Here is a 12,818-nt window from a genome sequence, read left to right on the forward strand (position 1 = left end):
GACGGCGAGCGTCGGCTCTCTCCGCGGTCAGCCCTTTCTGTCGCTCCACGCCAGTTGTATGGACTCCAGAATGCGTACGTTGTAGCGGGCCGGGTCGTCGCCGAAGCCTTCCAGCCCGACCACCAGGTCACGGACCTCGGGGAATTCGACGGCGAGCGGCGCGCGGTCCGGGTGCTTCGCGGCGAGTTGCGCCGCAATCTGCTGGATGTCAGTCCATCGCATGGGCCCGAGTGTGACCGACACCGTTCGAACGGTCCAGGGTGTCCGCCGTGCCGGGAGCGACATCGCGCGGGGAGGCGGCGGCGAGGACGGCCAGGAGCGCGCCGAAGAGCAGGAAGAGGGCGTGGCCGGGCAGTTCGTCCAGGAACAGGCCGGTCAGGGACGAGCCGAGCGGCGGAGTGGCCATGAACAGCAAGCCGATGGCACTGTTCGCCCGGCCCTGCAGATGCACCGGGGTGCGCAGCAGACGGGCGACGGTCAGCACCGAACCGGACACGGACACGGCCAGGGCGCAGCCCGCCATCAGGGCGGCGAGGACCGGCGCGCTCGCCGTGCAGGCCATCGCGCCGACGAGCAGCGCGCACAGCACGCCCGTGGCGAGCAGGACCCGGGAGGGGGTGAGGATCCGGCCCACGCGCGGGGCCAGGACGACCCCGGCCATCGCCCCCACCGCCGAGGTCGCGGTGAGCATCCCCACGGACAGCCCCGAGGCCCCCCGGCGCGCGCTGATCACCACGAGGGCCAGGTACACCCCGTCGAAGACGAAGTTCTGCGCCGATGCGATCAGCGTCAGCCGGCGCAGCAGACGCTCGTTCCACAGGAAGCCGATGCCGGTGGTGAACGACCGCCACAGGCCTTCGTGCCCGGTGTCCGGCGGGGGCGGCCGGGTGCGCGTACGCAGCGCGCCGATGCATGCCGCGGAGACCGCGTAGGAGACGCTGTCCAGCCAGAACGGCCAGCTCGCCCCCGCCTCGAACAGGGCGCCTCCGGCCACCGGCCCCAGCAGGAACGCGAACTGGCCCCGCACCTGGTTGACCGCCAGGGCGGTGGCCAGTCTGCTCTCCGGGACGACCTGCCGGACCGCCGGCAGGACCGCGGCGTTGAACGGCGCCGTCAGGAAGCCCAGGACGACCCCCGCGGCCAGCAGCACCGGGAGCGGCGAGAAGCCGGTGAGGACCGCGGCGGCCAGGACCGCGCTCGCCGCCGCGCGCCCGGCCTCGCAGACCAGCAGGACCGTACGGCGGTCGAAGCGGTCGGCGACCGGGCCGGCGGGCAGGCAGGCGAGCGCCAGCGCACCGGTCCACACCGCCTCCACCAGCCCCACGTGCAGCGGCGAGTGCGTGGCCTGCAGGACCAGCAGCGGCAGCGCGACGGCCGAGGCGCCCGAGCCGAGCATCGACAGGCCCTGCCCGGCGCACAGCAACTGGAAGTCGCGGTTGCGGCGCAGGCTGTCGGAGGGCGCGCCCGGGCGCCCGGTCACCGTGGGCTTCACGTCACCGGCCCCGCCGGACGTCCGTACGGCGCCGCGGGCGGTGACGGCGGTGGGAGGAGGGGCAGAGGCGGGTGGGCCATGCGCGCCGGGCCGCCGGCCAGCGCGGTGTGCACGGCCAGCAGGACGCCCGCTGCGCCGGTCGCGAGGTCCATGGACAGCCGCAGCAGGCCGTCCATGGCGAAGGCCCGCCGCCCCCGGAACCGTACGCAGTGGAGGCCCAGACTCCGCAGGTGCGGGACCAGTGCGGAGTCGGGGCCGGCAAGGTGGGCGAGGCAGTAGAGCAGCCCCGCGTGGCCGTCCAGGAGGCCGGGGGAGAGGAGCAGTTCGGTGCCGAGGCCGTCGCGCATGCGGTCGCGCAGGAGCGCGAAGTGCGGGTCGTCGGGGCAGTGCTGCAGGTAGGCGTCCAGGGCGAGGGCGATGCCGGCGCTGCCGCGGTCCAGGGCCGGCAGCCACCGCTGCCCCTCCCTGACGTGCACCCCTCCCTCGCGCGGCGCACCGCAGTGGCCGATGTCCCTGGCCAGCGCGGTCTCCGCGTGCCGCAGCCACTCCTGCTCGCCCGTCGCCCCGTAGAGCCCGGTGAAGAGCAGCGCCGGTCCCGACCAGCCGTGCGTGAGGCCCACGGCGCCGGGCTTGCCCGCGATCGGCTCACGGCCCGCGAGCGCACTCGCGAGGCGTTCGCCGAGCCGCGCCGCCGCGTCGGTCCCGCCGAAGTGCAGGCGGGTCAGCCCGATCCCGGCGATGCCGCCGAACAGGCCTGCGCCGCACCCCTGGAGGTCGATCCCGTCCAGCCGTGCGAGCGCCTCGCGCGCAGCGTCCCGCCGGCCCAGTTCGTCCAGGACGTACGCGATGCCGGCGAGCCCGTCGTACAGCCCGGGCCGCGGCCGGCGGGTGCGCTCGCAGGCGCGCACCAGCCAGTCGACGTGGTCGCCGAAGGCGGGGTGGCCGGCCCGTCCCGTGACGTACAGGGCGTGCAGGACTCCGGCCGCGCCGAAGGCCAGCGACGCGCCCTGGGCGTCGAACTGCCGGACGTCCCCGGGGAAGAGCCGGTCCTCGCGCTCCGGCGTCGCGCTGAGCAGGATGCCGTCGCGGAGGGAGTCCAGCGCGGCCCGCCCGTCGGCCGCGGGCTCCTGCGGCCAGGGGGAGTCGTCGCACGGGTGGCAGGCTGGCGCCGGGGCCGGCGGCGCGAGTTCGCTGCGCAGGCGCTCGCCGAAGCCGGGCGGCACCGGGAACCGCCGCTCCACCCAGCCGGTCAACTGCGCGTATTTCTCCCGGTCGAAGCGCAGCAGCGGCGTCAGCGGGCAGAACAGCGCGAGGGAGAGGGCCGCGAGCGCGTACGCGTCGACGGCGGGGCCGGAGCGGGCCCACGCGGCGGTGAAGCCGGGCGTGCCCAGGGCGGGCCGGAAGGCGGCGTCTCCCCGCTCGAAGGCCGTCTCGAAGTCGACCAGGCAGACGCTGTCGTCGGGCCGCACGATGACGTTGCCGGGCTGCAGGTCCCCGAAGACGATGCCGCGCGCGTGCACTTCGGCCACGGCCTTCTCGATCCGCGCGAGGACCTCGCAGGCCCACCGCGTGTACGCGGCGACCTCCTCCTCACCGAAGCCGTGCCGGAACAGCGGGTGGCGCCTGCCGACCGCCTCCTGCAGGGTCTCGCCCTCGACCAGCTCCTCCACGAGGAAGTGGTGCTCCCAGTGGCGGGTCCGCGCGTACACCCGGGGCACGCAGTCGAGGTCCGTCAGCCGCTGCAGCACCGCGTGCTCGTGCTCCAGGCGCGCCACGGCGTCCAGGCCGCTGTCGTCCAGACCGGCGTGCGGGCGGGCCTCCCGCAGGACGACCCGCCTGCCGGAGCCCGTCTCCACGGCGCGGTACACGCCGCCGCCGTTCGAGAAGTGCAGCGCCTTCTCCACCCGGTACGGGAAGCCGCCGGGCGTACCCGCCCTGGCCGCCCGGATGCGGGCGCCGAGGAAGGCGGGCACCTCCACCCACGGCGGCACCCGGAAGGACGTGCCGCGCACGTCCGGCACGAGCACGCCGCCCGGCCCCTCCATCGCCGGGACGTACTCGCCCTCGGGGGAGTAACAGTAGGCGAGGCTGAAACCGCCGTAGCGCACATAGAGCGGGCCCTCGTCCCAGCGCAGGTCGCTCAGGACGTACGGGCCGTCGACGCCGCGCAGCAGCGCCGCGAGATCCGTCAGCGTCCGCTCCAGCTCCGCCTCGCCCGCGGGGTAGACGGTGACGAGCTTGCCGCCCGCCGAGCGCGGTGCCTGCTTGCTGTTGACCTGCTTGTGGACGGTGGCGCTCCGCAGGAACTTGAAGCAGATGCCGCGACCGGTGCAGTAGTCCCAGACCGTGTCGATCACGTGCTCCGCCCGGTCGGCCGTGGCGGAGGCGTGGATCTTCCAGCCCTGCCGGGGCAGCCGGGCCTGCGGACGGTGGATGTTCACCCAGCCGCCGCGCTCGGCCCGCTGCCAGCCCGGGGGCGGCGGACCGGCCGCGCGGGCGTAGCGGTCCGCGGCGTCCTCGACGCGGTCGAGGGTCTCCACGAAGAAGGGGTCCGCGACGAGATGACCTTGAGCGAGCACGGTGACGTCCTCCCGGACTCCTACGGGCTTCCGACGTGCGTGACGGGTTCCGGCGTGCGTGACGGCTTTCCGGCGTGCGGGTCGGGCTTCCGACGTGCGGGCCGCCGGGCCTGTGGCCTGCCGGCCTGCCGGCCTGCCGGCCGCGGGCAGCCCACGGCCGGCAGTCCTTGCGGTGGGGCGACGCGTCAGGCGACGCCGCGAGCGCTCTCGTAACTGTTGGCGCAGGGCCACGCCGAGGGGGTCTCCTCCTCCAGCTCCTGCAGCTCAAGGATCTCCGACATGTGCTTCACCTCCTCCCCGGGCGGTGCATCGCAGGGATCCGCACAGGTGTGACCGCCCGTCAGCCCATGCCGAGGCTGCTGTGGGAGCTGTTGGCGCAGGGCCACGCCGAGGGCGTCTCCTCCTCCAGCTCCTGCAGGTCCAGGATCTCCGACATCCGAATCACCTCCGCTCTTCGGCTCGTCGGGACGGTGGCCGCGGTTCGAGGTACGGCAGGGCGGGACCGCCCCCCGCCGTCGTGTCCCCCTCGAACGCGGAGGCCAGGGCGAGCAGTACGCCTGCCGAACCGGTGGCGAGGTCCGCCGAGAGCCGCAGCATCCGGAAGCCCGGGAACGCGAGGTGCCCGCGGTAGGAGTGCGCGTACCAGGCCAGGCGGCGGATCTGGGTGAGGACCGCGGGCTCGGCTCCGCCCTCGCCCCCGGACCCGTGGTCGTCCGCGGGAGCCGGCAGGGGGCCGTCCAGCGCCGCGAGCGTGGCGATCGCGCCCGCCCGCCCGCGCAGCAGCCCGGAGTTGCGCACGTACAGGGCCCGGCACGTGTCCCGGACGGCGGCGAGCGTCACGGCCCGTGCGCCTCCGGGCCGGTGCCTGAGCAAACCCCGCAGGGGGAACGCGAGCCCGCTGCTCCCGCCGTGCAGGTACGGCAGGTGGTGCGTGCCGTCGAACAGGGTGAGGGCGCCGTCGGCCCGGACGGTGCACCGGTCGGCGTCGAGGCCCACGGCGAGGTCGGCGAGGTCGAGGTGGCGCGTCGCCCCGCTCTCCTCGTACAGGTGCAGGAAGAGCAGCGCGATGCCCGCCGCGCCGTGCAGGAGGCCGCAAGGCGGCGGGACACCGTGCCGGGCGGCGAGCGGGCCCGACGTGACGAGCCCGGCCAGCTCGTCGGCGATGCGCAGGGCGCCCTCGTGGAGCGCCGCGTCCCCGGTGATCCGCGCGAACCGCAGCAGGTTCAGGGCGATGCCCGCCTTGCCGCCCGCCAGGTCGGGACGGACCGCGCGGGCGTCGAGCGGTCGGCAGCGGGCGAGGACCTCGAGGGCCTGCTCGCGCCGGCCGAGCAGGTCCAGGGTCAGGGCGACGCCGTGCAGGCCGTCGTACAGGCCCGGCCGCGGTGCGGGGTCGCGCTCGGTGGCGGCCACGAGCCACGCGACGTACTCCGGCGGCACCTGCGCGCCCACCCGGTGGAGGGCGTAGAGGACCCCGGCCGCGCCGTAGTCGAACGCGTAGCCGCCCAGGGAGCCGGGGCCGGTCGGGGTGCACGGGAAGAGCCGGTCCTCGCGCTCGGGCGTGGCCATGGCGTGGATGCCCGCGACCAGGGAGTCCCGGACGGCAGGCCAGTCGGGGCGCTCGGCGGCGAGCGTCCCGGCGTGGTCCTCGGCAGGGGCGGCGCCCTCCGGCCGCAGCCCCGACAGCAGCCGGCCGCCGAACCCCGCGGGCAGCGGGTACAGCTCGTCCACCGCGGCGGTGAGCACGCGGAGCGTCGCCGGGCTGCGGTACGGGACGGGCAGCAGGAGCCACAGGCGCAGGGCGTCCAGGAGGAAGGCGGACGCCTCCGCACCCCGCAGGCCGGGCGGCGCCGTGAACCCCTCCTCGCCCAGCGCCGGCGCCCTGTCGTCGGCCAGGTCCGTGGCGGTCTCGAAGTCGACGAGGACGACGCGCCCGTCGGCGCGCAGCAGGACGTTCTTGGGGTTGAGCTCGCCGAGGCGCAGGCCCCGGGAGTGGAGGGCGCGCAGGGCTCCGCCGACCGCGGCCACGGTCTCCAGGGCCCAGGCGGCGTATCCGGGCGCTTCCGCGGCGGCCCGCTCGTCCGAGGTCAGCGGGAATGCGGCGGCCGCGGCTTCGGCCAGCGACCGGCCCTCGACGTGCTCGACGGCGAGGAAGTGGTGCCCGGCGTGGACGTGGTGGCCCAGGGAGCGCGGCACGCAGTCCAGGCCGGCCAGCCGGGCGAGGACGGCGCGCTCGTGGGAGAGGCGGGTGACGGCGTCGTCGCCGCGCAGGTCCAGGCCGGCGTGGGGCCGTGCCTCGCGCAGGACGACGGTGGCGCCGGTGACGCTGTCGGTCGCGAGGTACGTGCCGCCGCCGTTGGTGAGGTTCAGCGCGCGCCGCACCCGGTAGGGGAAGGGGCCGTCGGGCGCGGTGTGCAGGGCCGCCAGGTCCGGGCCGAGGACCGCGGGCAGGGGGACCCAGTCCGGGCAGCGGAAGACCGGGCGGCGGTTCTCGGGTACGAGGCTCCCGTCGGGGCGCTGCAGCGCGGGGACCAGGGCGGGTTCGTCGCCGGGTTCTCCGGCGGAGCCGGCACGCCCGTCGGCCCGGCCGCCGCTCGCCTCGGGACACCGCCGGGCCCCGGAGGAGCCGTAGCGGACGTAGAGGGGGCCGGAGCGGTGGCGCAGGCCGCCCAGGACGTACGGGCCCGGGAGCGTGTCCAGCAAGGTGGTGAGCTCCGTGAGCGCACCGGCCAGCACGGCCTCGTCGGCGGGGTAGAGGGTCATCAGGTCGGCGCCGGTGAGGCGGTCGGCGTGCTCGTCGCCGAGCGCCCGGACGGCGGCGACGCTGCGGACGACGTCGAAGGGTATGCCGTGGCGCAGACAGAATCCCCGTACGATCTCGGCCGCCCGCGGGAGGCGGGGGAGCGTCACGGAGACGTGGATCCGCCAGCCCTGCGCGGGCGGTTCCACCGCCCGCGGCCGCAGGGCCACCCACCAGCCGGCGTCCGTGCGCTCCCAGCCCTTCGGGGGCGTGCGGTGGGCGGCGGGCAGCCTTTCCGCCGCGTCGTCGAGGCGCTCGGGGAATTCGAAGAAATCGGGGTCCGCCGTGTAGAAGCGGTCGTAGTCCCTGACCTTCATCATGGCGGCCTCTCCGTTCGTTGCCGGCACGTTCGGTGTTCGGTGAGGAATTCCCGCGGGCGTGAAGACGAGATAGCGGCGCGTTGCCGGAGGACGACAGCCAATAGGCGACCGGAAAATGCGGCCCAGCCGTTCGTATCCGTGACTTTCAGGCGACGCCCGTCATGGCGTGACGGCGGCGAATTCCGGGGGGTTCGTACGGACCGAGCGCCGGGCGATCCTCGCCAGGTCCTCGGGGGACCCGAAGCGCAGGTCCATCCGCCGGACGGCCTCGGCCCAGGTCTGCATGGAGCGCACCGAGGAGAGGGTTTCCACGACGAACGGATCGTTCAGCCGGTCCAGCGTGCGCTCCCACAGCAGCGCCGCGGGCTCGTCGAGGAGGCTGCCGACCGTCCCCTCGTAGACCGGGATCCCGCGGACCCGGCCGTCCGGCTCCACCTGCATCACCAGGGTGTCGATGCGGCGCGCGACCCGCTCGGGGTTCATGACGAGGTTGAAGTTGTCCGTGGTGAAGACCGACACCGAGGCGGGGGCGAGTTCACGCAGCCGGGCCAGCTGTTCCGGGCCGGTCAGCCGGGCCACCCGGGCGTCGTCGAGGAGTTCGCGGCGGCAGAATTCCGGGCGGCTGGCGAGCCCTTCGGGAACGGCCGCGTTGAAGGCCAGGGTGCGCAGGCGGGGGAAGCGGTGGGCGATGTCGGCGGCGAAGTCCTCCAGCTGGTCGAAATTGCTGCGGATCACCACGCAGTCGATGCCGAAGACCAGCCGTTTCCCTCCCGCCGCCAGGCGCTCCTGCGCCACTTCGTCCAGCAGCGACAGTGCGGCCATGACCCGGCCGAAGGAGCCGGCCCGGCCCCGGATGCGGTCGTGGACCGCTGGGGTGGCTCCGTCGAGGCTGACGACGACTTCGTCGAAGTGGTCGGCGAGGCGTTCGGCCAGCGCCCGGTTCATCAGCCAGCCGCTGGTGTTGACGGACGTCTTCACGCCTGCGTCGCGCAGCCGCGCCGCCACCTCGAAGATGCCCTGGACGAGCAGCGGTTCGCCGCCGGACAGGGCGACGACCCGCGGACCCAGCGATATGAGGGCGTCGGCGACGCGCAGCATGTCCGGCGGGCTCAGCTGCCGGGACGGCCGGCGGCCCGACTCCGAGTAGCAGTGCGAGCAGCGCAGGGGACAGGCGTAGGTGGTGTCCCAGACGACCACCTCGGGTCCGGACGGAGACCCGGACGGAGACCCGGACGGAGATCCGGACCCGGAACCGCATGCGGAACCGCACTCAAAACCGGAGGAACCACTCATGACAGCCACCCGTTCTCGAAGAACTCGAGGAACCCGAAGGAACCGAAAGGCCGGTGGCGGGCCGGCAGACCGGGCCCGGGCGCCCCGGCGGGCGCGCCGGCCCGGGTCCGGTCTCCCCCGTGCCGCAACTTCCCTGATGCGTTGCCACGAGTCTGGCGGGCGCCGCCTTTCCGGGGCACCCGGACGTCCTCCAATGGGCATGGAGGTTTACCGCCATGCACGTCGGAGGATTACTTCTCTGGACTGCCGTTGATACGGCCCACGATAATGTCCTGTGTGGCAGCAGCCAGAGACGGGGCAATGCGCATCATCGCCGTGTGCGGCGGACTGTGCATGCTCTGGGCAACGCTCGTGGGAACGACCCAGCTGCAGAACAGGTACACCCTGCCGTGGATCCTGGGTTCCGTTCTCCCGTGCTATTTCGCAGGCCTGTTCCTTTGGTGGCACGCACCATCAAGTCCGGTCGCACGACGCCTCTTGCTGATCGGTACCTGGCTTTCGGTGACCATTGCGATTCGCTATACCACCACCCTGCTGATCCGGGCCTTCGGCTGGAACCTCCGCCCGCGCCCCTACGCCCTCCTCCTGCCCGCGGACTACGGCCTGCAGGTCCTCAGTCAGACCTGCGACCTGGTCGTCAGCATCCTCCTCGTCCGGCTGCTCGCCCTGCTGCCCGACGGCGCCGTCCTCTTCCCCTACGAGCGCCGGATCCTGCGCGGCCTGTGGGGCCTGCTGGCCCTGCCCGTCCTGCTGCCCCTGACCGGCATGTCGCAGCTCGGCGTCCACTACGTCGTCTTCTACTATCCGGAGGCCTGGCTGCCGGGCCTCGGCGCCGCCCTCCTCGTCGTGCGCTGCCTGCGCGCCCCCGCGGCCGGCCGCCCGGACGTCGCCGCCCTCCTGCCCTTCGCCGCGCCCGGCGCCGCGCTCCTGCTGATGCGGGCCGCCACCCGGCTCTTCCGCTCCTGGCAGGGCGAGCAGGGCGTGCTGTACTTCGTCGGCGCCGTCCTCGGCGCGCTGCCCTACGTGTCGGTGTCCCTCGTCATCGTCTACGCCGCCTTCCGCCACCGCCTCCTCGGCGTCGACCTCGTGCTGCGCCGCTCGGCCGTCTACGGGTCCCTGTGGCTGATCATCAACAGCTGGTACCTCGGCATGGCGCTGACCCTCGGGCTCACCGCGGGCCAGTTCTTCCCCATCGGCCTGTCCCTGCTCGTCGCCGTCGTCGCCACGGCCCTCTTCCAGCCGCTGCGCGCCCGCCTCAACGCCCTCGCCGAGCGCCGCGTCTTCGGCAAGCGGCTCAGCAGGTTCGAGCTCCTCGTCCAGTTCGGCACCACCCTGGAGCACGCCTACGACCTCGACCGGCTCGCGCCGCAGCTCGCCGGCGGCCTGCGCGAAGGGCTGAACCTGCACTGGGTCGCCGTCCGCCTCGGCGGCGACGGAGTGCCCGTCTCCACCGCCGAGGCCGGCGAACGGCCCGCCGGCGCCGCGCCGCTGGGGCAGTTCCCGCTCCTGTACGGCGAGGACGTCCTGGGCCTCATCGAATACGGACCCAAGGCCGAGGGCCGCTGCACCCCCGAGGACCACGACATCGGCGAGACCCTGGCCCGCTCCGCCGCCCTGGCCGTGCACAACGTGCGCCTCGCCGCCGAGCTGTGCGCCCGCGTGGAGGAGGTGCAGCGGCAGGCCGCCGAGCTCGACGCCTCCCGCGCCCGCATCGTCCACGCCCAGGACACCGAACGCCGCCGCATCGAGCGCCGGCTCCACGACGGCATCCAGCAGGAGCTCGTCGCCCTCGTCGCCAAACTGGCCCTCGCCCGCAACCGCCTGCACCGCGGCGGCGACATCGACGCGGCCCTGACCGAAGTGCAGGACGACGCCTACCGCGTCATCGACGGCCTGCGCGAACTCGCCCACGGCATCCACCCGCCGATCCTCACCGACCAGGGCCTCATGGCCGCCGTGACCTCCTGCGCCCGCCGGATGCCCCTCCCCGTCACCGTCCACAGCGAGGAGTCGCTGAGCGGGGTGCGCTTCGCCCTCGACATCGAGGAATCCGCCTTCTACCTGGTCTCCGAGGCGCTCACGAACGTGCTCAAGCACGCCGGAGCGACCCACGTCACCGTCCGCATCGCCCGCAGCGACGGCAGGCTCCTGGTGGAGGTCCACGACGACGGCGCCGGATTCCCCACCGAGACCACCTGCGGATCCGGGCTCACCGGCATGCGCGACCGCATCGAGGCCGTGGGCGGCGAGCTCACGATCACGAGCGGCACCGGAACCGGTACCGGCACCACCATCCGCGCCCGCCTGCTGGAGCGAGTGAGGGAGGAGACCCGTGCCTGACCCCCTGCGCGTCGTCATCGCCGAGGACCACTACCTGGTGCGCGAGGGCACCCGGCGGCTGCTGGAGGACACCGGGCAGACCGACGTCGTCGCGGCGGTCGGCACCGCCGCCGAACTCCTCGACGCCGTCGAGCGGTTCCGTCCCGACGTCGTCATCGCCGACATCCGCATGCCGCCCGGCCACCACACCGAGGGCATCACCGCCGCGCACGCCATCCGCGCCGGCCACCCGGGCATCGGCGTCGTCGTGCTCTCCCAGCACGCCAACGAGAACTACGCCTTCGACCTCTTCCGCTGCGGCACCGACGGCCTGGCCTACCTCCTCAAGGAGCGCATCGGCGAGGTCGACGAACTGCTGCGCGCCCTGCGCGAGGTGGCCGCCGGGCGCTCCGTGGTCGACCCGCGCATCGTGGAGGTGCTCATGGGCAGCCACGCCCGCGCAGCCGACGCGCCGCTCTCGCGCCTCACCCGCAGGGAGCTCGATGTTCTGCGGCACATGGCGGAGGGCAAGACCAACCGGGCGATCGCCGAGTCCCTGCGGCTGTCCGAGTCGACCATCGAGAAGCACGTCAACTCGACCTTCGCCAAGCTGGGCCTCGCCGAAATACCACAGCTGCACCGGCGCGTCAGCGCCGTGCTCGCCTACCTCCGGCACGCGCCGCGGCCGCAGGCAGCGGACAACTGACATTCGTTGTCGGGATCCTGACAAGAAGCGGTACGGGGTGGCACGCTCTTTCCTGCCCCACCGATCGCCCACCGATCGCCCACCGGTCACCCGCTGATCGCCCACGGAACCCTCGCCGCCGCAGCAAGCAGAAGCCGAAGAAGGTGCCGCCATGCCCCGGAGAACGTCCCTCGCCCTCGCCCTGCCGGCCGCCGCCGCCCTCCTCGTGACCGGACTGCAGTCCGGCCCCGCGAGCGCCCGCCCGGCCGGCGAGCCGGCCACCGGCACAGGCTGCAGCAGCTACGGAAGGGTCGCGCTCGACACCACCCGCAACACCACCACGGGCCTGTACGAGCTCAACGACCCCAAGCGCGGCAACCACAAGACGTACGACATGAAGGGAGCGACCACCGGCAACGGCACCCTGTTCACCGACGCCGACAATGTGTGGTGCGAGGGCGGCCCGCAGGCCGACGGCGTCGACGCCCACTACGTCCAGTCCGTCGTCTGGGACTACTACCTCGGCACCCACGGCCGCAAGGGCGTCTACGGCGACGGCCGCGGCACCTGCAGCCGCGTCCACTACGGCAACCACTACGCCAACGCCTTCTGGGACGGCACCACCGGCTGCATGACCTACGGTGACGGTGCTCCGAACAGACGGCTCATCACCATCGAGACCGCTGCGCACGAGATGACCCACGGCCTCACGCAAGCGACCGCCGGCCTGACGTACAGCGGAGAGCCCGGCGGCCTCAACGAGGCGACCAGCACCATCTTCGGCGCGGCGGCCGAGTTCTTCGCGGACAACCCGGCGGACCCGGGCGACTACCTCATCGGTGAGCGCACCGACATCACCGGGAACACCGAGAGCGGCCGGATGGACCGGCCCTCCAAGGACGGCCGCTCCAAGGACTACTGGTACCCGGGCATCGGCGGCATCGACGTCCACTACTCCAGCGGCCCCGCCCACCACTTCTTCTACCTGCTCGCCGAGGGCAGCGGCGCCAAGGTCATCAACGGCGTCCCGTACGACAGCCCCACGTACGACGGCAAGCCCGTCAAGGGCATCGGCCGGCCCGCCGCCGAGAGGATCTGGTACCGCGCGCTCACTGTCCACATGACCGCGAACACCACCTACGCGGCGGCCCGCACCGCGACCCTGCGCGCGGCGGCCGAACTCTACGGCGCGAACAGCGGTGAGTACGCGGGGGTCGCCGCCGCGTGGGCGGCGGTCAACGTCAAGTAAGGGCGTCGAGCGCCGGGCCTCGGCGTCGGGCTCGGGGGTTGGACCCGGGACCCGGGACCCGGGGCTCGGGGCTCGGGGCTCGGG

The 12,818-nt window shown here is 73.8% G+C and carries 8 protein-coding genes; 3 read left to right on the forward strand and 5 right to left on the reverse strand.

All coding sequences use genetic code 11. The features are described 5' to 3' along the window. Positions 1–27: 27 nt before the first annotated feature. The 5 genes from iscX to ACSNOG_RS19730 all read right to left on the reverse strand — a co-directional run bounded on the left by iscX (position 28) and on the right by ACSNOG_RS19730 (position 8,385). Positions 28–222 (reverse strand): Fe-S cluster assembly protein IscX, encoded by a 195-nt coding sequence (iscX, locus tag ACSNOG_RS19710; RefSeq protein ID WP_436753980.1) that lies wholly within the window; start codon positions 220–222, stop codon positions 28–30. Next, positions 209–1,492, reverse strand: a complete 1,284-nt coding sequence (locus ACSNOG_RS19715) for an MFS transporter (RefSeq protein WP_436753981.1) — start codon at positions 1,490–1,492, stop codon at positions 209–211. The genes iscX and ACSNOG_RS19715 overlap by 14 nt, the downstream gene beginning before the upstream one ends. Further along, complete coding sequence (gene lanKC / locus ACSNOG_RS19720; protein ID WP_436753982.1) at positions 1,489–4,071, reverse strand: class III lanthionine synthetase LanKC; 2,583 nt, start codon at positions 4,069–4,071, stop codon at positions 1,489–1,491. Before lanKC (ACSNOG_RS19720) ends, ACSNOG_RS19715 begins: the two co-directional genes overlap by 4 nt. Before the next feature lie 441 nt (positions 4,072–4,512). Beyond that, positions 4,513–7,188: a class III lanthionine synthetase LanKC gene (gene lanKC / locus ACSNOG_RS19725; RefSeq protein ID WP_436753983.1), complete on the reverse strand. Its 2,676-nt coding sequence runs from the start codon at positions 7,186–7,188 to the stop codon at positions 4,513–4,515. A 159-nt stretch (positions 7,189–7,347) separates the two neighbouring features. After that, the gene (locus tag ACSNOG_RS19730; protein ID WP_436753984.1) at positions 7,348–8,385 is read right to left on the reverse strand and encodes a radical SAM protein; all 1,038 of its coding nucleotides are present in this window, start codon (positions 8,383–8,385) and stop codon (positions 7,348–7,350) included. A 597-nt stretch (positions 8,386–8,982) separates the two neighbouring features. Between ACSNOG_RS19730 and ACSNOG_RS19735 the strand changes: the two genes are divergently transcribed. The 3 genes from ACSNOG_RS19735 to ACSNOG_RS19745 all read left to right on the forward strand — a co-directional run bounded on the left by ACSNOG_RS19735 (position 8,983) and on the right by ACSNOG_RS19745 (position 12,734). Next, positions 8,983–10,821 carry a sensor histidine kinase gene (locus ACSNOG_RS19735; RefSeq protein ID WP_436753985.1) on the forward strand — a complete coding sequence of 613 codons (1,839 nt, stop codon included), beginning with the start codon at positions 8,983–8,985 and terminating at the stop codon, positions 10,819–10,821. Beyond that, positions 10,814–11,506, forward strand: coding sequence for a response regulator (locus ACSNOG_RS19740; RefSeq protein ID WP_436753986.1), 693 nt, complete (start codon positions 10,814–10,816; stop codon positions 11,504–11,506). The genes ACSNOG_RS19735 and ACSNOG_RS19740 overlap by 8 nt, the downstream gene beginning before the upstream one ends. A gap of 151 nt (positions 11,507–11,657) precedes the next feature. Continuing rightward, entirely contained in the window at positions 11,658–12,734 is a 1,077-nt protein-coding gene (locus tag ACSNOG_RS19745) for a M4 family metallopeptidase (protein WP_436753987.1), read from the forward strand. Positions 12,735–12,818: the final 84 nt, after the last annotated feature.

Origin of the sequence: Streptomyces sp. URMC 124 (assembly GCF_051386455.1) — a bacterium.
Classification (GTDB): domain Bacteria; phylum Actinomycetota; class Actinomycetes; order Streptomycetales; family Streptomycetaceae; genus Streptomyces.